Annotated in this window: 23 protein-coding genes and 2 tRNA genes; 14 read left to right on the top strand and 11 right to left on the bottom strand. The window is 60.9% G+C overall.

Translation table 11 applies throughout. From position 1 onward, the window contains the following. Window positions 1-236: 236 nt before the first annotated feature. The gene (locus GWQ31_RS07095; RefSeq protein ID WP_275908991.1) at window positions 237-3,674 is read right to left on the bottom strand and encodes an ATP-binding protein; all 3,438 of its coding nucleotides are present in this window, start codon (window positions 3,672-3,674) and stop codon (window positions 237-239) included. A 248-nt stretch (window positions 3,675-3,922) separates the two neighbouring features. Between GWQ31_RS07095 and GWQ31_RS07090 the strand changes: the two genes are divergently transcribed. Then, window positions 3,923-3,998, top strand: a tRNA-Gly gene (locus GWQ31_RS07090). A gap of 56 nt (window positions 3,999-4,054) precedes the next feature. Then, window positions 4,055-4,128, top strand: a tRNA-Cys gene (locus GWQ31_RS07085). Window positions 4,129-4,194: 66 nt separating this feature from the next. On the opposite strand, the gene GWQ31_RS07080 is transcribed toward GWQ31_RS07085, so the two are convergent. Continuing rightward, window positions 4,195-4,488 (bottom strand): hypothetical protein, encoded by a 294-nt coding sequence (locus GWQ31_RS07080; RefSeq protein ID WP_159165807.1) that lies wholly within the window; start codon window positions 4,486-4,488, stop codon window positions 4,195-4,197. A 214-nt stretch (window positions 4,489-4,702) separates the two neighbouring features. Here GWQ31_RS07080 and GWQ31_RS07075 point away from each other — a divergent pair, with 214 nt between their 5' ends. The 8 genes from GWQ31_RS07075 to GWQ31_RS07040 all read left to right on the top strand — a co-directional run bounded on the left by GWQ31_RS07075 (window position 4,703) and on the right by GWQ31_RS07040 (window position 11,209). Continuing rightward, a complete protein-coding gene (locus GWQ31_RS07075) occupies window positions 4,703-4,903 on the top strand; it encodes a YbfA family protein (RefSeq protein ID WP_021139055.1) in 201 nt (66 codons plus the stop codon). Between the two features lie 358 nt (window positions 4,904-5,261). Continuing rightward, entirely contained in the window at window positions 5,262-5,525 is a 264-nt protein-coding gene (locus GWQ31_RS07070) for a DUF2282 domain-containing protein (RefSeq protein WP_265422756.1), read from the top strand. Between the two features lie 72 nt (window positions 5,526-5,597). Beyond that, complete coding sequence (locus GWQ31_RS07065; RefSeq protein WP_275908990.1) at window positions 5,598-6,446, top strand: DUF692 domain-containing protein; 849 nt, start codon at window positions 5,598-5,600, stop codon at window positions 6,444-6,446. Beyond that, the gene (locus GWQ31_RS07060; RefSeq protein WP_234592849.1) at window positions 6,439-7,191 is read left to right on the top strand and encodes a DNA-binding domain-containing protein; all 753 of its coding nucleotides are present in this window, start codon (window positions 6,439-6,441) and stop codon (window positions 7,189-7,191) included. Before GWQ31_RS07065 ends, GWQ31_RS07060 begins: the two co-directional genes overlap by 8 nt. Beyond that, a complete protein-coding gene (locus GWQ31_RS07055; protein ID WP_275908989.1) occupies window positions 7,188-7,631 on the top strand; it encodes a DoxX family protein in 444 nt (147 codons plus the stop codon). The genes GWQ31_RS07060 and GWQ31_RS07055 overlap by 4 nt, the downstream gene beginning before the upstream one ends. 102 nt (window positions 7,632-7,733) lie before the next feature. Continuing rightward, entirely contained in the window at window positions 7,734-8,198 is a 465-nt protein-coding gene (locus GWQ31_RS07050; protein WP_275908988.1) for a GNAT family N-acetyltransferase, read from the top strand. Window positions 8,199-8,461: 263 nt separating this feature from the next. Continuing rightward, window positions 8,462-9,757, top strand: a complete 1,296-nt coding sequence (locus GWQ31_RS07045) for a PAS domain-containing methyl-accepting chemotaxis protein (RefSeq protein WP_275908987.1) — start codon at window positions 8,462-8,464, stop codon at window positions 9,755-9,757. Window positions 9,758-9,835: 78 nt separating this feature from the next. Further along, complete coding sequence (locus GWQ31_RS07040) at window positions 9,836-11,209, top strand: HD-GYP domain-containing protein (RefSeq protein ID WP_275908986.1); 1,374 nt, start codon at window positions 9,836-9,838, stop codon at window positions 11,207-11,209. 57 nt (window positions 11,210-11,266) lie between these two features. Here the strand turns inward: GWQ31_RS07040 and GWQ31_RS07035 are convergent, their stop codons facing one another. From GWQ31_RS07035 to GWQ31_RS07010, 6 genes are all read right to left on the bottom strand, one after another. Then, window positions 11,267-12,328, bottom strand: a complete 1,062-nt coding sequence (locus GWQ31_RS07035; protein ID WP_275908985.1) for an FUSC family protein — start codon at window positions 12,326-12,328, stop codon at window positions 11,267-11,269. Window positions 12,329-12,391: 63 nt separating this feature from the next. Then, window positions 12,392-14,137, bottom strand: coding sequence for a bifunctional molybdopterin-guanine dinucleotide biosynthesis adaptor protein MobB/molybdopterin molybdotransferase MoeA (locus tag GWQ31_RS07030; protein ID WP_265462516.1), 1,746 nt, complete (start codon window positions 14,135-14,137; stop codon window positions 12,392-12,394). Then, on the bottom strand, window positions 14,134-14,781 hold the full coding sequence (gene mobA / locus GWQ31_RS07025; protein ID WP_265462515.1) for a molybdenum cofactor guanylyltransferase MobA: 648 nt from the start codon (window positions 14,779-14,781) through the stop codon (window positions 14,134-14,136). The genes GWQ31_RS07030 and mobA overlap by 4 nt, the downstream gene beginning before the upstream one ends. Continuing rightward, complete coding sequence (locus GWQ31_RS07020) at window positions 14,753-15,448, bottom strand: energy-coupling factor ABC transporter ATP-binding protein (RefSeq protein WP_058393436.1); 696 nt, start codon at window positions 15,446-15,448, stop codon at window positions 14,753-14,755. The genes mobA and GWQ31_RS07020 overlap by 29 nt, the downstream gene beginning before the upstream one ends. 115 nt (window positions 15,449-15,563) lie before the next feature. Next, on the bottom strand, window positions 15,564-16,265 hold the full coding sequence (locus tag GWQ31_RS07015) for an ABC transporter permease (RefSeq protein WP_043137869.1): 702 nt from the start codon (window positions 16,263-16,265) through the stop codon (window positions 15,564-15,566). A gap of 64 nt (window positions 16,266-16,329) precedes the next feature. Beyond that, window positions 16,330-17,175, bottom strand: a complete 846-nt coding sequence (locus GWQ31_RS07010; protein WP_275908984.1) for a substrate-binding domain-containing protein — start codon at window positions 17,173-17,175, stop codon at window positions 16,330-16,332. Between the two features lie 251 nt (window positions 17,176-17,426). Between GWQ31_RS07010 and GWQ31_RS07005 the strand changes: the two genes are divergently transcribed. Further along, entirely contained in the window at window positions 17,427-18,782 is a 1,356-nt protein-coding gene (locus GWQ31_RS07005) for a sigma-54 dependent transcriptional regulator (protein WP_275908983.1), read from the top strand. 31 nt (window positions 18,783-18,813) lie between these two features. Beyond that, the gene (locus GWQ31_RS07000) at window positions 18,814-20,940 is read left to right on the top strand and encodes a cache domain-containing protein (RefSeq protein WP_275908982.1); all 2,127 of its coding nucleotides are present in this window, start codon (window positions 18,814-18,816) and stop codon (window positions 20,938-20,940) included. Window positions 20,941-21,050: 110 nt separating this feature from the next. On the opposite strand, the gene GWQ31_RS06995 is transcribed toward GWQ31_RS07000, so the two are convergent. The 3 genes from GWQ31_RS06995 to GWQ31_RS06985 all read right to left on the bottom strand — a co-directional run bounded on the left by GWQ31_RS06995 (window position 21,051) and on the right by GWQ31_RS06985 (window position 23,799). Beyond that, entirely contained in the window at window positions 21,051-21,917 is an 867-nt protein-coding gene (locus GWQ31_RS06995) for a helix-turn-helix transcriptional regulator (protein WP_275908981.1), read from the bottom strand. Between the two features lie 89 nt (window positions 21,918-22,006). After that, a complete protein-coding gene (locus GWQ31_RS06990) occupies window positions 22,007-22,861 on the bottom strand; it encodes a formate dehydrogenase accessory sulfurtransferase FdhD (protein ID WP_275908980.1) in 855 nt (284 codons plus the stop codon). Window positions 22,862-23,082: 221 nt separating this feature from the next. After that, window positions 23,083-23,799 (bottom strand): riboflavin synthase subunit alpha, encoded by a 717-nt coding sequence (locus GWQ31_RS06985; RefSeq protein ID WP_275908979.1) that lies wholly within the window; start codon window positions 23,797-23,799, stop codon window positions 23,083-23,085. Between the two features lie 454 nt (window positions 23,800-24,253). Between GWQ31_RS06985 and GWQ31_RS06980 the strand changes: the two genes are divergently transcribed. Next, window positions 24,254-24,832, top strand: coding sequence for a DUF3305 domain-containing protein (locus GWQ31_RS06980; RefSeq protein WP_275908978.1), 579 nt, complete (start codon window positions 24,254-24,256; stop codon window positions 24,830-24,832). Further along, window positions 24,825-25,427 carry a DUF3306 domain-containing protein gene (locus GWQ31_RS06975; protein ID WP_169046575.1) on the top strand — a complete coding sequence of 201 codons (603 nt, stop codon included), beginning with the start codon at window positions 24,825-24,827 and terminating at the stop codon, window positions 25,425-25,427. Before GWQ31_RS06980 ends, GWQ31_RS06975 begins: the two co-directional genes overlap by 8 nt. Window positions 25,428-25,479 lie beyond the last annotated feature (52 nt).

The raw sequence follows: 25,479 nt of genomic DNA, 5'->3' as shown, positions 1-25,479 counted from the left end.
TCGTCGATATCGTAAAAATCACAGCCCCGACGTCAATATCGTCAAAATGGTTTTTAACCCATTTTAAATCATGAAGTTATGTTATTTGCTTTGGCGTAATAAGTCCCTGTCTTCAGGCCATTCATGACAATTGTGTGAATTGGATCGGCTCTTGTTTTGACGCGTTTTACCCGCTTAATTCTGCACAAAAAAAAACCGCCCCGGCAAGTGTGAGCCAGGGCGCAGTTCGGGGGGGATCAGGATTTGCGGTTGGCGAGTTGACGCAGGGTCTGGGCGCTGTGGTGCAACTGCTGGCGCAGGGGATCGCTCAGCGGACTGTGGGCGAGCACATACTCGGCGGTGGCGACGACCGTCTTCCAGCGCGGTGCCTTGGGCAGAGTATCCAGGCTCAGGTATTTATCGAGGGTACGGGTCTGGGGGCTGGATCTGTCCATGTAGACGCGCCAAAGCTTGCTCTTCTCCGCCAGCACTATCTTGCCCTTGCCGGTGCTCTGCTGCCAGGCATCCAGGGTGAGACGCATGGTATCCACCAAGGCCCGGCGCAGGGGTTCGTCATCCTGCTGGCGAATGAGATCGTCGGCCAGTGAACGGAATTCTCCCCCCAGCCGGCTCAGTTCACCCAGCAGCTGACCATCCTCTATGATGGCCTGACGTGACAGGCTCTTGAGGGCGTTTTCCAGAGCCATCACCCGGTTCTCGTCCTGGCGCAGCTCAGTGCTGAGGGTGAGGGCGAAGGCGGCCTGCCCCCCCAGGCTGATGGAGAGGGCGCGGGCATTGAGCTCGTCCTGCTGGCCTGCCACCAGAAACGCCAGTCGCTGCTCCTGCTGCGCCTTCAGGTCGGGCCACTGGGTTGCCAGCGGGAGGGCCAGCCACTCATCCAGAGGCTGGCCCTCCATGGCTTCCGGCTCCTGACCCAGCAAGCGGGCCAGCACCCGGGAGGCAAACAGCACAGTGCCCTGCTCATCAATGAAAACAATGGGATCGGCCCCTTCCCCGAGCAGCGCCAGCAGCCGCTCCTGATCCTGATGCAGTTGTTCCTGCAGGGTGAGGCGATGCTCTATCTCCTGCTTGAGCAGACGGTTCTCCACCAGAGAGGCGCGGCCCGCACTCGCTTCCAGCAGGGCCTTGACCCGGGCAAACAGCTCCTCCTTGCAGAAAGGTTTGACCAGGTAATCGTTGGCCCCGGCGTTGAATCCCTCTTCTATATCCTTTGGCTGGTTGAGGGCAGTGAGCAGCAGCACCGGCAGCTTGTCTTTCGGGTGCTGCTCGCGCAGGCGGCGGCAGACGTCAAAACCCGAGAGGGTTGGCATCATGACATCGAGCAGGATCAGGTCGACCGGCTCCTGGGCCAGCTTGGCCAGGGCGTCGTGGCCATCGCTGCTGGGCAGGATGCGGTAACCGCAGGGTTGCAGCAGATGGCGCAGGATATGCAGATTGATGGGCTCGTCATCCACCACCAGTATGAGAGGCGCATCATGGGGCGGAGGCGGCAGATCATCGCTCTCCCAGTCCGGCAAGATGAGCGGCTGCTGGCGCACCAGCTGGTGTCCAATCTGGCGGCTGTCCAGGGTCAGGTTGCCCGCCTTGCCGCTGGCGAGCGGCAGGGTGAAGGCGAAGGTGGAACCGACGCTCGGCTCGCTCTCTACGAAGAGCTCGCCTCCCATCAGGTGTACCAGCTGGCGGGTGATGGAGAGGCCGAGGCCGGCCCCCTGCTTGCTCACCTCGGGGCTCATCTGAACTAGTGGTTCGAAGATGTGCTCCAGATGCTCTTTGGCAATCCCGATGCCGGTGTCGGTCACCTTGATGCGCAGGAAGTTGCCCTCCACCAGGGCGCTCAGCACCACCTTGCCCTGGGGCGTGTACTTGATGGCGTTGCCCACCAGGTTGTAGAGCACCTGTTCGAGGCGCTGCTCGTCGGCCAGTACCGGCGGCAGCTCGGCCGGGCTTATGTCCACCAGGGTGAGGGGCTTGGCCTGCACCAGGTGCTGACAGAGATCCAGCACCAGCCGTATGACCCCCTTGGAGGCGACGGGCTGGGGATGGATCTCCAGCTGGCCGTAGCGCATCTGATGGTAGTCGAGCAGGTCGTCCACCAGCCGGGCCAGACCGTCGGCGCTCTTGATGATGAGGCCGAGCTGATTTTGCTGCCCCTCGGTCAAGTCCTGCTGGCTGGCGAGCATGGACTCCGCCATCCCCTTGATGCCATGGATGGGAGTGCGCAGCTCGTGGGAGGTGTTGGCCAGCAGCTCATCTTTGAGCTTGTCCGCCTGTTGCAGACTGAGGTTCTGCTTGTGGGTCAGTTTGACCTGCTGTTGCAGCTCCTGGGTCTGGCGCTCGATAAGCTCTATCTTGTCTTTCACCGAGCGCTGCATGTGGCGAAACGCCTGAGCCAGCCTGTCTATGTCATCGTCGGTGCGAGGGATAGTGATGGGGTGATCCAGGGCGCCATCGGCCACCTGCTCGGCGGCGGCGGTGAGGGATCGCAACGGGGCCGTGATGGAGTGGGAGAGCCAGCGGGAAAACAGGATCAGCAGCAGCAAGGATCCGGCTCCCAGCAGGATCACCAGCGTCTCCAGCTGACGGATGGGGCGATAGGCCTCGCTGGTGGAGATCTCGGCGATGAAGGCCCACTCGGTGTCGAACACCTTCACCTGGGTATAGGCGGCCAGCACATCGTCATCGTGATAGGAACGAAACAGCCCGACTCCCTGTTCACCGGAGAGGGCCTTGACCACCAATGGGGTCTGCAAAGGCCTGAAATTGGGGCTGAAGCTGTTCTCAACACTGAATTCCGGCGCCAGCCAGGCATTGGCACGCATCCGCTTGTCCGGCCCTATGAGGATGGTCTCGCCAGTTTCTCCCAGCCCCTCCCGCTCTGCCATGATCTGGTTGAGCTTGTCCGGCAGCAACTCGAAGATCACCACGCCGCGCACATAGTCGTACTGCATGACGGGGGCGGCCATGTAGGCGACCACCTGGCCGGTCAGCTCGTTGCGGCCAAAGTCGGTGAATTCGAAGATCTGCTGTGGTTTCTGACCGCCGTCGAGGCGGCGCTTGATCTTGGCGAAGGTGCTGCCAAGGCCGCTGGCCTGATAGGGGCCGGAGAGCAGGTTGGTGGCAAAGTTGGGGCGCTTGGTGACTGAATAGACAACGTCGCCGTTGAGATCGATGAGGAAGATGTCGCTGTAATTGGATTTGCGCACCATGTCGGCATAGCCGCGATGAAAGCGCTGGTGCACCCGGCCATACATCTCGTCTGCCAGGATCAGGGCACTGATGGCCGGTTCGATCTCGACTTTGGGCTCGGGTTTTTGCAGCTTGTCCCAGGAGCCGGGAACGTAGCGTGCCTGGGCGCGTGCGCGTGCCTCCTGCGGCGTGGTGCCGAGCTTCTCGAACGCACCGGTAAAGCCGTAGAAGCGACCTATACTGTTGCCGGCAAAATCCTGCTGGGAGAAGTTGATGATCTGTTCTTTGAGGTTGCCGAAGTAATCCTCCAGCTGGCTCTTCTTGATGTTGCGAACGGAAACCAGGTGGTTGGAAGTCTGGGTGGTGAGATCTTTGCCATGGCTGTAGAGGAAGAACAGGGTAACGACCAGGAAGGGCACCAGACCCAACATGAAAAAAGCCAGCATTAGCTGCGGCCTGAGCCCACGAGGCTTGAAGATCCATTTCATCGTGTGATTTTCAATTGAGAATCCAGTTACTAAGCGGCACAAGTCTCTGACTAAAGACTAATCATTTCAATGACTTTATCTTAAATTCGCCTGTGGGGTCACAGCCTGATGTGGTTTTTTTGGTCAAGCCGTCTAAACCCTGAGCAAACAGTACGGGCAAGGGCTAAAAGTGCGAAAAAAGGGTTGTGCCCGCGCTCGGGGTACGTATAATGCGCCTCGTTGTCAGGTAACTGGCACACGGCAGTAAGGCGGGAATAGCTCAGTTGGTAGAGCACGACCTTGCCAAGGTCGGGGTCGCGAGTTCGAGTCTCGTTTCCCGCTCCAATTTCTCATAGCACCAACTATGGGTATCACTTTCAAGGCAACAGCCTTGTCAGCATGGCGCGTTAGCAAAGCGGTTATGCAGCGGATTGCAAATCCGTTTAGTCCGGTTCGACTCCGGAACGTGCCTCCATATCCTTCCAGTTCAATATCATTCCAGCGATAAATATCACACACCACAGGTGTGCTTTTCTGTTTCTCAATATCCCTGCTGAGTCAGTAACTGTTCACAGCCCTGCTGTTGCCACTCCCGTTCCAGATAGCGATTGACCTCCACCAGATCCTGCCCCCGGAATTGAAATTGCACTGCGGCCGAATGTTCGGTCAGATCCGCCATCTTCTGTTTCAGCAGGCCGCACTGCCACAGGCTGACGGTGGGCACGCCCTGATAGGCCAGGGTGATGCTGTCGCCTTGATTGAGTTGCCAATCCTGCCATTCCGACCAGAGCAAGAGGCCCAGTACCCCCAAGACCGCCATTTCCGCAGGTTTCATCGCATAAACTCCCTCCTGACTGCCAACCCATTAAATCTGGTCGACGCACATCCCTTTGCCAGTTTTTGTTACCTGTAAGTTAATTAATGTAATTGGATTTCACTATATGGCTTTTTGCGGATTTTTTTGCGAAAAAATGGCGTTATTGGTGTAGTAATCCTACAGTTTGTGGAGTAATCTTTGCTCAGTGGTCTTACCAGTAAGGAGTACTATCATGTTTCATCCCTTTTCTCTGACTCAGATAATTCTTCGTCGTATCTATGCGCTGCTGGTGGGTATTCTGGCCTTCCCCGTTATGCTGTTTCGCAGCGATCGTGCCCGCTTCTACAGCTACTTGCATCGTATCTGGAGTAAAACCAGCACCAAGCCGGTATGGCTCAAGATGAGCGAGCGCGGCGAGCGGATCTTCTACTAGACCCCATTCATCTTAAAAAAGAGAGCTTCGGCTCTCTTTTTTATTGTGCTCCAGAAATAGCAGTGGTTCCCCTCCTGCCGAACATCTCCTATTGCTCCTTTCTGATGGACTGACCGGTGCCACAAGCGGGAGCTGATCTTTGGTCTGCCGGGATCTAGCGGGCGAAAGTGCTTTTCTTGTGACTGGCCAGCTTAAAAAATATGTTTTATTAAACAATTTGTTAGATGAAAACTCCTGAGTCACCCCCTTGTTTTTCTCTTTTCATGAAATTAATCCTCTGCTGTTCCGGTTCTATTGCAGGTACCCCGCCACGACACTGAGCGGGGTCATCACACTCAACAGCACAAGGATCACGAATATGAACGTTAAAAAAAGCACAGCGATCGCCTCCGCCATGACAGGTCTGCTGGCACTGGGTGCCCAGTTCATCGCGGCGCCAGCCATGGCTGCCGAGGAAAAGGAGAAGTGCTACGGCGTGGTCAAGGCCAGCAAGAATGACTGTGCGACCAAGAGCAATTCCTGCGCCGGGACCGCCAAGGAAAATGCCCAGGGCGATGCCTTTGTGGTGATGCCCAAAGGGCTGTGCGAGAAGCTGGTGGGCGGTTCGCTGCAACCCAAGTAAGAGACATCGGGCAGGGGATGGCCAAGGGGCCGCCCCCTGTATCCTCTCTGATTGGCGAAAGCGAGTCTTGCGATGAACCCTTTGATTGGTATCGGATTACGCACTCCCCATTACGACGGGATCCGGCAAACCCTGCCGGCAGTCGGTTGGCTGGAGGTGCACAGTGAAAATTACTTCGAGCCGCACAGCCAGGGCTTTCAGGTGCTGAGTGAGTTGGCGCAACACTACCCCGTCAGTCTGCACGGCGTTGGCATGTCCCTCGGCTCGGCCGACCCGCTCGATCAGCGCCACCTGCAACAGTTGTCATCATTGGCAGCGGCGATCAAGCCGGTACGGATCTCCGAACATCTGAGCTGGGGCAGCATTGGCGGACGCTACTTCAACGACCTGCTGCCTGTACCCTATACCCGTCAATCCCTTCGCAACATGAGTGACAAGATCCAGCAGGTACAACAGACCCTGGGCTGCCGGTTGCTGATGGAAAATCCCTCCTCCTATCTGCAACTGGCAGGGGAGATGAGCGAATGGGAATTTTTGGCCGAGCTGCAGCAACGCAGCGGTTGCGGCATCTTGCTCGACCTCAACAATCTCTACGTCAGTGCCTTCAACCACGGTTTCTCTTGCGATGACTATCTGGCGACGATCGATCTCGCCACCGTCGGGGAAATCCATCTGGCTGGTTATACCGAGAAACAGCTGCCCGAAGGCTCCCTCTATATCGACACCCACAGCGCCCCTGTGGTGGAGCCGGTCTGGGAACTCTATCGCCAGATCTGCCGCAAGCAGGCCATCCCCACCCTGATTGAGTGGGATCTCGAGATCCCCCCTCTGCCGGTCTTGCTGGCCGAAGCTGAGCAGGCCAGCGCCATTCTGGATGAGGCGCAAGCTGCAAACATGGTTCGGGAGCTAGCCCATGGTTGAACTGAAACAGCTGCAACGGCACTTTGCCGATGGCCTGCTGGGAGAGCCTGCCGCGATTGCCCCCCACATCAGCTCCCGGTTGTTTCCTGCCGAGTCGGTGCTGCAGGTCTATCGCAACCACTTCATCCTGAGTCTTGGCGAGGTGCTGGCGAGCAGCTATCCCGCCGTCAAGGCCATGGTGGGAGACGAATTTTTCGTGGCAGCGGCCCGTGGTTTCGTGCTGGACGAGCCGCTACAGGAAGGGAGCGTCATGCACTATGGCGCCGGTTTTGGTCAGTGGCTGGCCCGCTTGCCAACCACGGCCGAGTTACCCTGGCTGGAGGCGCTGGCGCAGTTCGAGTGGCAGCTTGAGCGTGCCAGTCTGCTGCCGCTGGAGTCCCGCTGCTGGCCAGCCGAACGTCTGGCCGGATTATCGCCGCCACAATGGGAGCGGCTGCGGCTGTTGCCTGCCACGGATCTGCTGCTGGTTGCCAGCGACTACCCGGTGCTGGCCCTGTGGCAGATGGCGCTACACGGTGGGGAGGCGGTGGGGGATCTCTGTGCCCCTGTCTGGCTGGTATTGAAGAAGCAGCTGGATTATCGGGTCACGCCGTTGCCTTTAGAGGCAGGTGAGTGGGCGCTGCTGCAAGGCTGCCTGGAAGGTAGACCCTTGGCCACCCTGCTGGCAACCGATCCCGTGGCGAGTGATCATCTCACCCGCCTGGTAATGCTTGGTCTCTTGGTCGATGTGGAGGTGATGCCATGATGGGAAACAAATGGCTGGCGCTGGCCAGCTCGAGTGGCGATCTGCCACGCTGGATGAGCGGTGCCGTCTTGCTGCTGGCGAGGCTCTGGGTCGCCTCGGTCTTTATCACTTCAGGCTGGCTCAAGCTGACGGCGTGGGATTCAACCCTCTATCTATTTGAATCCGAGTATCAGGTGCCCCTGTTGCCCTGGTTGTGGGCCGCCTATCTGGGGACGGCGACCGAGTTGCTGCTTCCCCTGTTTCTGCTGGCAGGCCTTTTTACCCGTCCGGCCGCTCTGCTGCTGTTTGGCTTCAATATCATGGCGGTGATCTCCTATCCAACCCTCTGGGCGGGCGGCTTTTACGATCATCAGCTGTGGGGCTGGATGCTGCTAATCCTGACCATCTGGGGCAGCGGTGTGCTGAGCCTTGATCACTGGCTGACAGGCCGCCGCCGGTGATGAGTCTCAGATATCTTCCGATGACAAAGGGTGCCTGATGCTGCTATTTGTCATGATGATGAACAGTCAGGGCTATTGGCCTTGTCCTCAATGGAGAGAGCAATGATTATTCGTCAGGCAGATATGGCCGATATTCCCGCCTTGGTGAGTTTGCGCATGGGGCTGTTTTGCGAGGTGGGGGAGTTGGCCGAGCCGCTGGCCGATCTGGATCTCTGGCAGGCGACCACCGCCTATTTCAGTGCGGGGCAGGCTGATGGCAGTGTGCGCTCCTGGGTGGCGGAGGTCGGGGGAGAGGTGGTGGCGAGTGGCACCCTGGCCCTGTTTGTGCGACCACCCTATCCTGGCAATGTGTCGGGGAAGGAGGCCTACCTGCTCAATATGTATACCCTGCCAGCCCATCGCAAGCAGGGCATGGCCAGCGCCCTGCTCGATGCCATGGTGGCCCATGCCAGCGCCGAGCAACTGGGTCGGGTGTGGCTGCATGCCAGTGAGCAGGGGCGTCCCCTGTATGAACGCATTGGTTTTGTGGCCAATCCAGCCTGTCTGGAGTGGCAACCAGCGGTGTGACTCCGAGCGATGCGAAACTGATCCAACACGGGCAGATATTCGTACCAATCGTCCAGCGCAAGCGCGCCTGCTCTCTACGTTGTGTTTCTTTTCATGGATGGCAAGAAGATAACCGGGCGAGCGCCGGCAGTAAAACGTCGGTCAAAGTCTGATCCGGCGATTTCGCTCAACTATGATCAGCCTCATCAGGCTCGTACTCGCCCACATTGACGGCGGTTGTCGTTTGCGAGTTCCCACATCGTCGGTAAAGGGGTATGACATCCATGTTCAATAACAAGCTGAAGGCACAACTGCTGGCCTGCCAGACGCAACTCGTTGAGCTGCAGGGTTTTGTCGATGCCGTCAAAGGCGGGGTGGCGACCATCACCTTCACTCCGGATGGCGGTATCCTGGAGGCCAATGAGCCTTTCTTGAACCTGATGGGATACAGCGCAGCTGAACTCCAGGGTCAGCATCACAGGATGTTTTGCAGCAAGGCACTGGCTCAGTCGTCTGATTACCAGCAACTCTGGGCCCAGCTACAACAAGGCAGGGTCCAATCCGGCATTGTTCCGCGCATCAACAAGCGGGGCGAGGCGCTCTGGCTGGAGGCGAGCTACTTCCCGGTGAAGCAACAGGGGCGGGTGACCCAGGTGATCAAGATTGCCAGCGATGTGACCGAGCATCACCAGCGCCTGCTGAGTCAGGAGGCCGTTTCCAAGGCGCTTGATCGCTCCCTCGCCATGATAGAGTTCACCCCGACGGGGGAGATAGTGACCGCCAATGCCAATTTCCTGAGTTGCATGTGGTACAGCCTGTCCCAGATCAAGGGGCACAACCACAGGATGTTCTGTGATGATGCCTTCTATCGCGAACAGCCCCGTTTCTGGGAAGAGTTGGCCCAGGGGCAGTTCAAGTCAGGGCTTTTTCTGCGTCGCAACAGCCACGGTGATGACATCTGGCTGGAAGCCACTTACAACCCGGTCAGGGACGAGAGCGGCAAGGTGACCAAGGTGATCAAGCTGGCCACTGACATTACCGAGCGGGTGATCAAGAGTCATGCCATCCGTGATGCCGCCCAGGTGGCTCATGCCACGGCGCAGGAGACATTGCGCAGTGCTGAGCAGGGCGCCGATCTGCTGCGTTCCGTGGTGGAGACCTCCTCCCTTGTCAGTGAGCAGGTAGACAAGACCATACAGCTGGTCAATCAGCTCAACGAGCAATCCAAGAGCATCGAAGCCATCGTCTCCACCATCAGCAGCATCGCCGACCAGACCAACCTGCTGGCGCTCAATGCCGCCATCGAAGCGGCTCGCGCCGGCGATCAGGGGCGCGGGTTTGCCGTGGTGGCCGATGAAGTGCGCCAGCTTGCCGCTCGCACTTCCCTCTCCACCGACGAGATCGCCAAGGTGGTGCAGAAGAACCGTGAGTTGACGGCCAGGGTGACGGACGACATGGCCAGAGTGGCCAGCAGCGCCGAGCTGGGCAAGCAACAGGTCGACAAGGTCAATGAGGTGATGGTCGAGATCCGGCAGGAAGCCAACAATGTCTCTGCGACCGTATCCAGTCTGTCAATCTGACATCGGGATTCGTTCTGGCCTGAATGGGTATAGTATTTCCTGCAGGCAAGATCGCCGTGATAGCTAATGGAGCAGCTCATGACCTTCAGCGGTCTGCGATTATCTGAACTGATAGGTTCCCTCAGTCATGCCCTCGACATGACTGAGGGGCAACCCAGAGGGCACTGTATCCGTTGTTGCTGGATAGGTTCCCGGCTGGGGGATCAGCTTGGCCTGGATGCCGGGCAGCGCCACGACCTCTATTACACCCTGCTGCTCAAGGATCTCGGTTGCAGCAGCAATGCGGCCCGCATTTGCGAGCTCTATCTCACCGACGATCTGCACTTCAAACGCGACTTCAAGCTGGTGGATGGCTCCCTCTCCGAGGTGGTCAACTTCGTGCTGGGCCACACCGGCCTGCAGGCGGATCTGCTGGGGCGCTTTCGCAGCTTGTTCCACATCTTTCGCAACGGAGATCAGATTGCCAACGAGCTGATCCAGACCCGCTGTCACCGTGGTGCCGATATCGCTCGCCAACTGCGCTTCAGTGACGAGGTGGCCAGTGGCATCCTCTCTCTTGACGAGCACTGGAATGGCAAGGGTCGGCCGCTGCAGTTGGCCGGTGAGGCGATCCCCCTCTTCTCCCGCATCGCTCTGCTCTGTCAGGTGGTGGATGTGTTTCATGCCGCCGCAGGGCCGGAAGCGGCGCTCAAAGAGGTGCGCGAGCGCAGCGGCAGCTGGTTTGATCCCGAGCTGGTCAGGCAGTTTGAAGCCATGGCCGATGAGCCCTTCTGGCAAGGGCTGGCGGATCCCCAGCTGGCTGAGTGGGTATTTATCCATCCGGCCGGGCAGGGGGAAGTGGCGCTCGATGAAGATTATCTGGATGAGATTGCCGCCGCCTTCGGTCAGGTGGTGGACTCCAAGAGCCCCTACACAGCCGGTCACAGCGGCCGGGTGGCACTCTATACCGATATCCTCGCCACCCAGATGGGGATCCCTGAGCCACGGCGGCGCTGGCTCAAGCGTGGTGCCCTGCTGCACGATGTGGGCAAGCTTGGGGTGAGCAACGCCATCCTCGACAAACCGGGCAAGCTTGATGCGCAGGAGTGGGCGGCGGTGCAGATGCATGCCGCCTATACCGAGGAGATCCTGAGCCGGATCTGTGCCTTCAAGGAGCTGGCCCAGGTGGCGGGGGCCCATCATGAGCGGCTCGACGGCAAGGGCTATCCCAAGGGACTCAAGGCAGAGGAGATTGCCCTTGAGACCCGCATCATCACCACGGCCGACATCTTCGATGCCATCACCGCCAAGCGTCCCTATCGTGGTGCCATTCCCGTGCCCCAGGCGCTGGAGATGATGGCCGAGCAACTGGGGTCTGCCATAGACCCCGACTGTTTTGCTGCGCTGGAGGCGGGGATCAAGGATTTCTCCATCTACCTCACGGCCGAGCAGCCGTTGGCGGATGCCGGTTAAGTCCGTTGCCCTGACCCCTGTTCAGTCAAAGGCCCCGCTTCGCGGGGCCTTCTGTTTTCAGCGGTCGTCCGACTGGCTGCGGGGCGGGTACATCACCAGCCCCAGCAGGCGGCGCAAGTGGGTGAGCTGTTCGGTGAGCTGCAGACTCAACCAGAGATAGCCGCTGATGGCGGCCTCGCCCCTGGCATCGAGTCGCACCCGGGTCGCGGCCTCCTGCAACTCGCTGATGGCCTGCTCAGCCCCTTTCAATTCGCCGCTCTTGAGCATGAGTGCCAGCTGGATCATCACGGCCTCGGTCGCCTGCTGGCAGGCGCGCAGCTCGGGGGTACTCTGCATCAAAAAGTGGCTTTGGCGATCACTCCAGTAGGTGTTGGCCAGCATCTCCAGGGTGCAGAGGGTGTTGCGCATCGTGGTCTGGATGGCCTCGAACAGGGCGCTGCCAAGGCGGGTCTCCTTGACTGCCGGAGCCAGCAGGGGGCGCAGACTGACCATCTTGGAGAGCAGACGAGAGTGGCTTTGCGCCAGCCTGGGTCGTTCCAGAATGTTGGGGGAGAGGTGGGTATGGTAGAGCCGGTGTGCCTGCAGCAGGGTGTCGTGCATCTGCAACCGCCAGTGGCTGTAGGCGCGCTGGGGGTAGATGCTGCAAAACAGCAGCGCCAGCAGGGAGCCCAGGATCACGTCGGCACTGCGCCACAGCGCCGTCTCTATGTCCCCCGGCATAGCCCCCATGGTGACCCCCAGTGTGATGCCGATGAGCAACCCCACGTAGGGGCGCTTGCCGAGCGCCAGATAGCCGCACAGGAACATGATGCAGCCGCACCACACCAGGGTCAGCGGCAGGGAGTGGAGCTCCAGATAGAGGGCCACCACACCGCAACCGGCGCCGAAGATGGTGCCGACCACACGTTGCAGGGCCCGTGACAGCACATTGCCCCAGAACGAGATAGGGCCCATCACCACCACCAGCGTGATCAGCGGCCAGGTGCTTTCAGGCAGCTTGAGTTCGCGGGTCAGCAGAAAGGTGAGCATGAAGGCGAGCGCGATGCGCAGGCCGTGGACGATGCGATAGTGACCATAGATCAGCAGATCGAGTCGGGAGAGCGGGGTATTCAGGCGCAAGGGACTAGCCTCGGGTCATGGGTGCAAGCACCCCGCCACGCCCGGCGGGGTGTTTGCGATGTATCAGGCCACTCGTCCCTGGAGTGGGTGGATCCAGACCCGCTCGCCGACCGCGATGGCCGGCTGAGCGGGGACAATTTCAATCAGGCAGTTGGCATCGGCCATGGAGCTGAGAATGCCGGAGCCCTGCGGCCCAGTGGTGAGCACTCGCAGCACGCCGCTGGCATCCTGGTGGAAGACGCCGCGCAGAAACTCGGTGCGGCCAGGGCGGCTTTTCATCTGCTGCTCGGCCTGCGCCGACAGGCGCAGCGGCTGCCAGACCCGGCCCTGCAGGCGGGCGATGGCGGGCTCGACAAATTGCAGGAAGCAGACCATGGCCGCCACCGGATTGCCCGGCAGGCCGAAGAAGGGGGTTGTCCCCAGCTTGCCAAATGCCAGCGGGCGGCCCGGCCGCATCTGGATGCGCCAGAAGTCGATCTGACCCAGCTCCGCCAGCACCTGCTTGATAAAGTCGGCATTGCCCACCGAGACGCCACCCGAGCTCAGCACCAGATCGGCGTTGGCCGATGCCTGCGCCAGCTGCTGGCGCAGTATGGCGGGATCATCGGGGATGATGCCCAAGTCCATCACCTCGCAGCCGGCGGCGGCGATAAGCGCCATCAGGGTGAAGCGGTTGCTGTCGAAGATGTGGCCCGGAGCCAGCGTTTCGCCCGGTGCCTGCACCTCGTCGCCGGTGCTGAACAGTGCCACCTTGAGCGGGGTGCGTACCGACAGGCTGGCCTGACCCAAGGAGGCCGCCAGTCCAAGCTGGGGGGCGCCAAGGCGAGTACCGGCCGGGATGGCGACCGCGCCCCTGGCGAGATCTTCCCCGGCCAGACGCACGTTCTGCCCCACTTTGATGGGAGCGCTGATGGTGACCCACTCGCCCTCAACTTGGGTCTCTTCGCGCATCACCACAGTATCTACGCCAGGGGGCAGCGGCGCGCCCGTCATGATCTGCACCGCCTGACCCGTTAGTACCGGCTCGTGGCGCTGCTGGCCCGCCAGCACTTCACCCACCAGTCGCCAGCGACCGGCGGCGAGATCGTCGCCGCGCAGGCCAATTCCGTCCATCGCCGAATTGGCGTGGGGGGGCACATTGATGGGGCTGACCAGATCGGCCGCCAGCACGGCGCCGTGGCACTGGGCCAGCGGCTTGTCGGAGCAGGCGCTGCTTGGGCTGAGGGCAGCCAGAATGGCGCTGCGGGCCGCTTCCACCGACAGAAATCCCGTTCCTGGCACCTGTTCGGCATGCTTGGCCTTGCTCGCGTAGCCGCAGACGAAGTCGGCGATGGCCGCCAGATCATTGATATTGAGCTGGGGCAAGTCTGTCTGCTGGGGCAGATCTGCCGCCAGCGCCATTATGTCGCCGTCGTCCGGGAACAACAGAGGCTTGCCGAGCTCGGTGCGATGCAGCTCTATCTTGGGGAAGTGCTCGTGTTTGAACCCTTCCACCAGCAGCAGGTCGAGCCGGGTCTGGTCGAAGCTGGCCAGCAAGGCGTGAAACGGGGGCCCGGCGTCGGGCGTCTCGACGATGCGGGCGTGACGACGGCGCGAAGCCGCCATCACCTGATCCGCCCCCGCCTTGCGCAGGCGGTAGCTGTCCTTGCCCGGCTGGTCGGTGTCAAAGTCGTGATGGGCGTGCTTGAGCACACCCAGACGCAGGCCGCGGCTTACCAGAATGGGGATGAGTTGTTCCAGCAGTGTGGTCTTGCCAGTACCGCTCCAGGCGGCAAAGCCGAGCAGGGGAAGGGTGGGGGCCGGTGTCATGATGCAGTGGCTCCTTGTCGGGGGTCGGTAGACGAGTTCAGCAGGCGCGCCTCGTAGGCGGCCAGCTCGGCCGGGCTGTTGAGGTTGATGAAGGCATCCGGCTGGTCGGCAAAGCTCACTACCGCCATCCGGTGGCGGGCGAACCAGATATCGATTTTGCGCTCTCCCTCGGCCAGGGCGGCGGACAGGGAGGGGAACAGGGATTTGTGCAGCAGGGCCACCACGGGTTGCAGCCAGTCGCCGTCATGGGCCACCACCAGTTCGGTCGCCGGGGTGAGGGCGGCGCGAAAGCGCGCCATCAGATCATGGGGCAGGGCGGGGCCATCGCAGGGGACGAACAGCACCCAGTCGTGGCGGGCGGCGGCAAGGCCGGCCTGCATGCCCGCCAGCGGGCCGAGATAGTCGTTGTTGTCATCGCTGATGACGGGGGCCAACGCCTGATAGCGAGTCTGACTGCGGTTGGCATTGATCAGCACCTCATCTACCTGGGGGCGCAGCCTCTCCAAAACGTGGTCGATAAGGGGGCGTCCCGCGAGTGCTACCCATCCCTTGTCTTCGCCCCCCATCCGGGTGGCGCGGCCACCGGCCAGGATCACGGCAGAGACGGGGAAGACGTCAGTTTTGGATTCGCTGTTTGAGGTCATGTCGCTCGATGATTTTCAAAGGAGTGGGTTCGTGCAGCCGGCCACGGGCGAGGGTCCATTGCCGCTCGCACAGGTCGGTCAGATCGTTGCTCTGGTGGCTGATGATGACCAGGCCGCTGCCCTGTTCCCGCAGATCTTGCGCCAAGGCGGCCATCAGGGCAACCGAATGTGCATCCAGATTGGCGGTGGGTTCGTCCATCAGCAGGAAGGCGGGCTGCAACGCCCAGGCGCGGGCCATGGCCAGCCGCTGGCGCTCGCCACCAGACAGTATGCTGATGTGTTCCCGCGCCAGCCCCTCCAGCTCGACCCGGCGCAGCGCCTCGAACACCCGCACCTCGTCGGCGGCCTGATGGCCGAGGGCCCAGGCCACGTTGTCGTGCACGCTGCGATCGAACAGATAGGGGGTCTGGTGCAGATAGGTGACCCGGCCCGGGCCGGGATCCCGTTTGATCCACTGCTCGAGTCTGGCGCGCCAGCCGCAGGCGAGATTGGTGTGGCCCCGAGTCGGTGTCAGTAGCCCGGCCAGTATCTTGAGCAGGGTCGTCTTGCCCACCCCGTTGGCCCCGCGCAGCCAGATGGCGTCGCCCGCCGCGATGGAGAGCCGCTCTATCTGGAACAGGTTGCGCTCGCCAAAGCGCATCATCAGCTGGTGGGCGGTCAGGGCCATGGGGTACTCCAGTTGATAAACAGTGGGGGCATGGTCAGATCTTCAGATAGCTGTGGCCGCGACAGCGATGGGGTCAGCAGCATCCGGTCAGGGGTAAAAGTGCGCTGTGCCATGGTCAGTTTTTCAAATAACTGTGACCACGACACGCGGTCAGCAGCAGGTTGAGCAGCAGAGCCAGGCTCAGCAGCACTATGCCCAGCGCCACCCCCTGGGCAAAGGCGCCCTTCTGGGTTTCCAGCGCGATGGCGGTGGGGATGTTGCGGGTAAAATGCAGAATATTGCCCCCCACCATCATGGAGCAACCCACCTCGGTGACGATGCGGCTGAAGGCGCCGATCACCGCCGCCAGCAGGCCGAAGCGGCATTCGCGCATCAGCCCGAGCAGCGCCCTCGGCCAGGAGAGTCCCAGGGTGAGCGCCGTCTCCCAGGCGCGTCTGTCGCTCTGGATAAAAGCGGCGTGAGCCATGGTGGCAATGACGGGGAAGGCGATCAGCATCTGGCCCACCACCATGGCTTGTTGGGTAAAGAGCATCTTCCAGTCGCCGAAGGGGCCGGCCCGCGACAACAACATGTAGAGCAAGAGGCCGATCACCACGGTCGGCACCGACTGCAGGGTATTGATGCAGGAGAGCCAGAGCCAGCGCGCCGGGATCGGCAGATAGGCGAGCGCAAAGCCGAGCAGCAGCGCTGGCACCAGCACCAGCGCCAGTGCCAGGCAGGAGACGGAGAAGGAGACCCCCACCACCTGCCACAGATCGGTGTCTCCACCGAACAGCAGGGCGAGGGCGGCCAGCGTCGTATCCAGCAGTGTCGGCATCAGGCGCCTCCCTCAGCGAAGCGGGGGAGGGCCATCAGCATCATCACAGGGGTCAGCGTTGCCATTATTTCCCGTTGGCATCCGCCACAAACAGCGCTTGACCGGCCACCTTGAAGTTGCCGATCAGGGTCTGGCCATGCTCGGAGACCAGCCAGTTCTTCAGGGTGCGCGCTCCTTCGGTGTTGAGATCCGGGTAGCGCTTGGGGTTGACCAGGATCACCTGATAGGGGTTGAACAAGCGCTTGTCCCCCTCCAGCAACACGGCGAGATCCAGCTTGCTCTGGTAGGCGAGCCAGGTGCCGCGGTCGGTCAGGGTATAGGCGCCAAGCTCGGAGGCCATGGTCAGGGTCGGGCCCATGCCCTGGCCGATGGACTTGTAACCGGCAAACTCGGGTTTGACGTCGGCCGCCTGCCACAGGGTCTTCTCCTTGATGTGGGTGCCGGACTCGTCCCCGCGGGAGATGAAGGTCTGTTTTTTATCCTTGATGGCCTGCAGCGCCCTGGCGGCGTCGTGCAGCTTGCCCAGGCCCGCGGGATCCTGTCTCGGGCCGACGATGACGAAGTCGTTGTACATCAGGTGCACCGGCTCTATGCCAAAGCCCGCGTCAACAAAGGCTTTTTCGGCAGACGGAGCATGGGTCATCACCAGATCCGCGTCGCCGTTCTCACCCATCTTCAGGCTCTGGCCAGTACCGGCCGCCATCACCTGCACCGGATAACCTGTCTCCCTGGTGAACTGGGGCAGCAGCCAGCCCAGCAGGCCGGACTGCTCCGTGCTGGTGGTGGTGGCGAGGCGAATGGGCGCCTTGGTGCTCTCGGCGTGGCTGGCGGTACTCAGCAAGGGGAGGCTCAGCAGCAGGACGGTCGAGAGGGCAAGGGCGAGACGTTGGCGCACGGTTCCTGTGATCATGATGTTCATCGTATCCGGTTGATGGGGGAGAGGGCAGGACTAAGCAAGCAGGGTGCCAAGCTGGCCGCACACTGCCAGCAGTGCGGTTTTTAATGTTAAAACAGTCGGTTAACGGGGTTAATTGCGTGATGGCCTCGTCGCTTTTAATAAAGGAGGTTGGCACTCGGGGCCGGTTAGCGACAAAATGTCCCACAGTTTATAAGGTCGGTGGGACAATCCCGGAACCTTGTCGAATCTGAGGTACTTTTTTCATGACTGCACCCGCCAGCCGCTGGTCTGCCCTCTCTTTGCTCATCGTCGATGATGAACCCGGCATGCGCAGCTTTCTGGCCAAGGCGCTGGCCAGGCGCTTCGCCCAGATAGAGACGGCCGCCAGCGTGGAGGAGGCGGAAGCCCTGCGCTGTCGCCTGCATTTCGATCTCATCATTGCCGACATCCGGCTGCCGGGGCGCTCCGGCATCGAATGGCACGAGGCCATCGACCCCGCGACCCGTCGCAGCGACATCATCTTCATGACAGGTTTCGGCGACATGGATACCGCCCTCAAGGCGCTGCGGCTCGGCGCCAGCGACTTCATCCTCAAGCCCTTCAACCTGGATCAGATGGTGCAGGCGGTGGACAGGGTCATCGAGCGCCGCCAGATGGAGCGGGAGAACCTGCTGCTGCGCCGGGAGGTGAGCAAGCTGTTCCCGCCCACCCTGATCGGCGACAGCGCCAAGACCCGGGATCTCAAGACGCTCATCGCAAGAGTGGCGCCCTCCAACGCCGCCGTGCTGGTGGAGGGGGAGTCCGGCACCGGCAAGGAGCTGGTGGCCCGCGCGCTTCATCAACTCTCCGGCCGTATGGGGGCCTTTGTGCCGCTCAACTGTGCCTCCATCGCCCCCGAACTGCTGGAAAGCGAGCTGTTTGGCCACGTGCAGGGGGCTTTCACCGGTGCCCGCAAGGGGCGCGACGGCCTGTTTCGGGTCGCCCATCAGGGCACCCTCTTTCTGGACGAGATAGGCGAGATGCCGCTCGCCATGCAATCGTCCCTGCTGCGGGCGCTGGAACAAAAAGCCATCCGGCCGGTCGGCGCCGAGCGCGAGCTGTCGGTGGATGTGCGCATCGTTGCCGCCACCAACCGCAACCTCAAAGCCGAGGTGGAGGCAGGCCGCTTTCGGGAAGATCTCTTCTACCGGCTCAACGTAGTGGCGCTGCCGGTGGCGCCCCTGCGGGATCGCGTCGACGACATCCCGGCCCTGGTGCACCACTTCACCCGCCAGCTCACCGCCGAGATGGGGATGGGCTCGTTAAGCTGGACCCACGAGGACGTGGTGGCCATGCAGGCCTATCCCTGGCCCGGCAACGTGCGCGAGCTGCGCAACCTGATCGAGCGCTGCCTGCTGCTGGGCAAGCCCCCCGCCGACTACTGGCAGAGTGCCCAGTCCAGCGATCAGAGCAAGGGGGGAGAGGGATATCCCCTGGAGTGGGCGCTGGCGGAGGTGGAGAAGGCCCATATCCTGCAAGTGGTTGAGCGTTTTGAGGGCAACAAGTCCGCCGCTTCCCGGGTGCTGGGGGTGGCGCGCAAGACTCTGGAGCGCAAGTTCAAGGAGTGGGCCATCGAATGAAACTGCTGATCCTCTGCCGCTGGCGGCGACCATGACGCTGAGCCTGCTGCCCCGCTGGTTGAAAACAAAAGTCCGTTGGCGATTGCTGCTGCTCACCTCTGTGCCCATCATGCTGACCCTGGTGGGCATGATGGGGCTGACGCTTTACTGGACACTCACCTACAGCTGGCAGAACCTGCTCACCAATGTGCGCGGTGACCTCGGGGTGGCCCACCATGCGGTGAGTGTGCAGCAGCAGCGTCAGGCCGAACACCTGGAACACCTGCGCGATGCCTGGGCGTTTCAGCTGCGACTGCGCGAGACGCCCGATGAGTTGCAGCAGTGGGTGAAGCCACTGGCGGCCAACTATGACCTCGACTTTCTGCGCTTGCGCAGTGGCGCCGAACTGGATCAGTTGACGGCTCGGGAGCGTGCCACCCTCGGCGCCGGGCGCAGCATCAGCCATTTCGTGGTCTGGTCTCGTGAAGAATTGCAGGCCCTCTCGCCCGCCCTTGCCAGCCGCGCCGTGTTGGACAGGGAACAGACAGCCGCCACGGATCAGGAGACACGAGGGCTCGTCAGCCTCTCCCTGACGCCCGTCATGGGGCGGGATGGATCGCTCTGGGCCGTGCTGGAAGGGGGTGAGCTTATCAACGGCAGCACCCGACTGGTGGATGAGCTCAAGCGCCAGGTGTTTGCCAAAAACACCCTGCCAGAGGGGAGCATAGGGACAGTCACCCTGTTTCTCGATGACCTGCGGGTAAGCACCAATGTGCCGGTCAGCAGCAGCCGTCAGGTGGGCCGAGCCGTGGGCACCCGTGTCTCGGCGCCGGTACGGGAACAGGTGCTGGGGAGGGGGGAGCTCTGGATAGATCGCGCCTTCGTCCACGATGCCTGGTATGTCTCCGGTTACGAACCCCTGCTCGGGGCCCGCGGTGAGTGCATCGGTATGCTCTACGTCGGCTTTCTGGAGTGGCCCATCATTCGCACCTACCTCACCAACCTGCTGGAGCTGGGCTCAGGCGTGGTGCTGCTCTTGCTGCTCTCGGGCCTGCTGGTCTATCGCGGCGCGCGGGATCTCTTCACCCCCATCGAGCGGATGCACAAGGTGGTGCGTCAGGTGCAATATGGCAAATCGGCCAGGGTAGGGCAGTTGGCTCTGGATCCTGACCACGAGCTGGCCCAGCTGGGTCGCCAGTTTGACGCCATGCTGGACCGGCAGGATGCCCATCGCCAGCAGATGGCCCGCAGCGCTGACGAGCTGGAGCAAAAGGTGGCCGAGCGCACCTTGAGCCTCAAACAGAAGACGGCCGAGCTTGAACACCACATCCATATGCTGACCCAGGCGCGCCAGCAGTTGCTCATCAGCGAGAAACTGGCGGCCCTCGGCGAGCTGTGCGCCGGGGTAGCCCACGAGATCAATAACCCGCTGGCGGTGATCCTCGGCAATGTGGAGCTGATGAAACTGGAGCTGGGGGAGGCCGCCGCCCCCGTCAGCGAGGAGCTGGCGCTGGTGCTGGCACAGATCGAGCGCATTCGCGCCATCACCCGCAGCCTGCTCCAATACTCCCGCCCCGGCGACTACGAGACGGCGCCCGTCTGGCAGCACCTCACCCCCATCATCGAAGAGAGTCTGACCCTGGTCCGCTCCGCCCTGCGCCAGCAGCAGGTGAACCTGGTGGCCGACTTGCAGGCCCAGCAACCCATAGAGGCGGATCGTCAGCAGTTGCTGCAGGTGCTGATAAACCTGCTGGTCAACGCCAGTCACGCGCTGGGGGAGCAGGGGGAGATCCGGGTCGAGAGCCGCGACTGGGTCGACGAGGCGGGTCAGTTGCAAGGGGCCGAGGTGCGGGTCATCGACAACGGCAGCGGCATAGACGCCGCCATCATGGACAAGATCTTCGACCCCTTCTTCACCACTCGCGCCACAGGCACAGGCTTGGGATTGGCCCTGAGCCATCGCATCATCAGCCGCTGGGGTGGGGAGTTGGTGGTGGCCTCCACCCTGGGGAAAGGAAGCTGCTTTACCATACGGCTGCTCAGCCGCGCCCGCCTGCCCGCTGGCAGCGAACCCCGCCAGCTGGAGGGGTGGCGCATTGCGCTGGGGGCCGAGGGGCGTGAGTCTGGCACGGCGGGGCATGAACCTGACTCGGCAGTGGGTGAGTCACGGAAAGGGTAAGTGCCGGCCCAATCACTAGAGCCAGTGGTAATAAAACAGACGGGCCTGCCAGGGTGGCAGGCCCGTGCTTGTCAGGGCTGTCGGCACAAAGAGAGGGCTAGCCGCTTTCGCTACTGCGGGCTCCACACCAGCTTGCCGCTCTGGGTCAGGTCGTAGCCGCCGAGGCGGGCCGCTAGCTCGCGCCCCTCGGGGGATTGCAGCCAGCCGATCAGCTGTTGCAGCAGGGTGCGAAAGAAGACCCCCTGCGGCATCACCAGATCGAAGCACTCCTGCGACAAGGGCATAAAGCCGAGGCCAAATTCGGTGGCGGTGCTCTGGGCGCCGGGCCCCACGTCTGCATCGCCACGGCTGATGGCGGCGGCCAGCTCCCGCTCGCTGTTGACCTCGAGGCTGCGCTCCAGCCGGGTCAGCGACTCCCCTTGCGTTTGCAGCCACTCCTGCAGGGCGCGCTGGCTGCCAGCGCCTTCCTGACGCATGCCCCAGCGCCAGTCGAGCGCCTCTTTCGCCTCCTTGGGTTGCAACCCCTGCCGCAGCACCAGTCCCTGCACCCGCCGAAATCCATGAACGATCACCCATTGCCGGTGGCCCTGATACTGCTGCACCAGCGCAGGATGGCGCAGGTGGGCCTCCTCGGCTTGCCCCCAGTGGATGGCGCACAGATCCACATGGCCGCGCGCCAGCATCGCCAGCCCCTGACGGGTGCCGCACGGTGTGTAGCCCACCAGTGCCTGAGTGCCGAGCTGCCGGGCCAAGCGGCTGCTGGCGTAGTGGAGCAGCACATCGTCCGAGCCTGCCAGCAGCAGGCGGTCGTTCATCACCCCCTCGTGGCAGCTGCCGAGCAGCCAGCGGTCGAGCAGGGATCGGGGAAACAGCCACTTTCCGGTCGCCTTGGTGGCGGGGATGCGCGCCTCGTTGGCGAGCTGGTAGACCTTCTTCTCGTTGAGATCGAGGTACTCGGCCACCTGCTTCACGTTCATAAATTCATTCATGGCTTACGTTTGACCCTCTGGCTGGCGTGGTCGAGATACAGAGCGATCTGTTCGGCATTCATCAATTTATTCATGGCTTACTCTCGCTGACCCCGTGAGGGGCTGCTGGGTAGCACAGGTGGCTTCTCGTCCAGCTCCAGATGCTGCTTGCCGCTAAAGACCTCGAAGTGGCGCCCCTTGGCGCGGGCAATCATGGTGATGCCGAGCTGACGGGCGAGATCCAGCCCCATCTGGGTGACGCCAGAGCGCGACAGCAGCACCGGAATGCCCATCTGCGCCACCTTGATCACCATCTCCGAGGTGAGCCGCCCGGTGGTGTAGAAGATCTTGTCGTGGCCAGCCTCGCCACTCATCCAGAGCTCGCCCGCCAGGGTATCCACCGCATTGTGGCGCCCCACATCCTCGACAAAGGAGAGGATTTCCGCACCGCAGCAGATGGCGCAGCCATGCACGGCCCCCGCCATTTTGTAGGTTTCGTTATGGGCCGACAGCGCCTTGAGCAGGGCGTAAAGGGTGCTTTGTTTAAGCGTGGGCGCCGCCAAGACCACCCCTTCGAGCTTCTTCATCACGCTGCCATACATGGTGCCCTGACCGCAGCCGGAGGTGACCGTCTTCTTCTCCAGTGACTGGTCGAGATCGGCGGCCTGCTGGCTGCTCACCACGGCGGCGGCCTCGCTCTCCCAGTCGACGATCACCGACTCGATGGCCGCGATATCCTCGATAAAGCCCTGATTTTTCAGATAACCCAGCACCAGCGCCTCGGGGCGGGCCCCCAGCGTCATCAGGGTCACTATCTCCTTCCAGTTGAGGTAGACCGTCAGTGGCCGCTCACAGGCGATTTGGCGGGTGTTCATTGTGCCCTGCTCATCCATCACCTCGATGGCCATGGTGAGCTGGGCGGCAGCATTGCTTTTGATAAAGGTCGGTGTCATGGGCCCCTCGCGACCGGTTGCCGGGATCTAAGGGGAGGGATACAGCAAGTTTTGTTCCAGCTCTAAAGTACGCTAATGAGACACCGTATGAGGCCGGTGTAAGGTGATAACTAGATCTGTACAGATAACTAGATCTGCATACATCTTAAACATTAAACGCAACGCTATAGTCACGCTATAGTCAAAGCACCACGCGTTGCGAATTAGTCTTAAATAATATGTTAGTTCTTTGATCCAGTTAGTTGCTGAGGTTTGTAACCTAATGAATATAAGTCAACACCTTGCTTTAAAAGAAGATTTTCGAATAAAGGCAATAACGGCCCTAGTTTTTCATTTAATGTGTCACGAACTGTATCGACAACAACTTGTGTGCCACGCTCGATTTCAATATTGATTAAGTCACCACTAACTTTTGATTCAAAAGTCGTCATTCGACGGGTCTCAGGGATAAGCCAAACCTCAAACCAACCGTCGTGCTTACTGACCTCAGAAACAGTCAAACTTGCTCCGTTCAGGGCTATGTATCCTTTTGGAAAAACATATCTTTTCCATGCATCTGGAAGCGCTAAACGAACACAATAGTTATCTTCAATCTGCTTTACTTCGATGATGGCTACATTAAAGTCAATATGACCAGATACTGGGTGACCACCGATTTCAGCACCATCTTTTGCGGCTCTCTCCGCATTAACTAATTGGGAAGGGAAATACTGACTCAAAGTCGTTATTAAAAGACTTTGAAGCATCACGTCAAACTTAACTCGGACATCTGAGAGTATTTCAGTTACCGTCAAGCACACACCATCGATAGCAATGCTTGCCCCAATTTCTAGGTCAGTACAAAAACCTTCTGGAAAATCTATAATAAAAGTCCGGATCCCATTTTGCTCTGTCACATCAACAATTTTGGCGACCGCCTTGACTATACCTGTAAACATACTTACTCCACTGATAGTTATATTCAATCTAGATGGTTGACATTTGGCTGATAATTGATCACAAGGGCAACTTGTGGATGCTAAAAATGAGCGAGCGAACGACTTGAGCCAATATTAGGCATGCCTAGCCATGCGCGGACAGTTAAACCACTATAGGACATTCTACATTAAGGGTCTATTTCAGTGTCGTAGGTTCGAATAGCGAAGCGTATTCGGACGGTCGCGTATTGGAATTGCGGCGTATCCTGTCCGCCTATTTCGTATGTTGGACCAACCTACCTCCTGCACTACGTCCCAACTCGCATCAAAGCTCCAATCAACCACCAAACCGGCCTTGGCCCCACTCTTGCTAAGTCTTATCCCATTGATGGCCGTGGCCGCCCTGAATGTTCTGCTCTGATCTGCCCCGAACGGGTTGGATCACGGTGGAGGGCGGCTCGGCACAGACCTTCTGATGGGAGCCGTGACAGTGCAAGAGACAACCAAACCCCTCTCCCCGCAGCGCTGGCTGCAACTGGAGTTGAATGCCATCGACAGCCAGGTTGGCCGCTGGCAGAGCCGCCGTTTCGAGATTGCGGCGCTCCACCCCGCCGAGCCCGAGGCTGCCGGTGCCTTGCCCCTCACCCTGTTTCGCGACGAGCGGGGGGATTATCGCTTCAACCTGAGCTCTGGTTCGCCCCGCCTCTTTGTCACCGGAAGCCGCGTGGACAGTGGCTTTGTGGCCGATGGCCTGACCTTGAGCCAGACAGTGGCCGCCGCCTATATGGATGGCGAGCGGCAGGTGCTCTCCTGCCCGCTGCCCGAGGCGCTGCAAGCCTGGGTGGAGGCCTTTATCGGCCGCCACGGCGAGCTGCTGGAGGCCCGTCGCAAGGGCAAGAAGGGCAAGGGACGGGCGCAGGATCAGCTCGGTGTCGATAGCCAGGATCAAGCCAGCTGCGGCGCCGTGAAAGCCACCGGCCCCGATGGCCGCGAGCGTGGCAGCGATGCCGGAACCTGTGCTGTAAACAAGGCCGGAAACAGCGCCCATGAGTGAGTTCCTCAAGCGCTGGTCGTCTCGCAAGAGTGAGGCGCGCAAGCATCAGGTATTGCAGCCACGGGAAGAGGCCATTTCCGAGGCGGTTGCCACCCCCATCGAAGGCAGTGGCGAAGGTGAAATGCCAGATAGTGCGCAGGATCGCCCCGTAGTCAGTACTGACAAGGGGAGTGACGAATCGCTTGCCATCGAAGGGGCTGAGAGTGGCGAACCGCGGCTAACAACAGCCCAGCCGGGCAAGGCCAAACTTCCCGACAAGGAGGCGCTGCGGGCCATGTTTCGTACTCACAAACCGGACGGGCTCGACGACTACACCCAGGATTTCAGCCAGCCCGAATTGCTGCCCGCGGCCCTGACCGCCGGGCTGCGCAACTGGCTGGTGGATCAGGTGACCGCCCTTGAGAGCGAGACGGCCAATCCAGCCACCGGAGCTGCTGAACCGGTGGCGGTTATGAGCATAGCTGCCGCCGACGAGCCGAACGGGTTGGCTGATAACCATTCTCAAACCCCCACCGACGATCGGGACATTTTGGTTTCCCGTGATGGACAAAATGTCCCAACCAAGGATGGGGGAATGGAACCCTCAGGATCCTGACTCCCTGTCAGTTACTTTTTTTCCGGGGGAGTTGGCTCGCCTCTTGCTCTCC

It is taken from the genome of Aeromonas sp. 2MA4, assembly GCF_029237305.1.
Classification (GTDB): Bacteria; Pseudomonadota; Gammaproteobacteria; order Enterobacterales; family Aeromonadaceae; genus Aeromonas; species Aeromonas salmonicida.
Note: the sequence above shows the minus strand (reverse complement) of the source record. Positions and strands in the feature narration are given on the sequence as shown.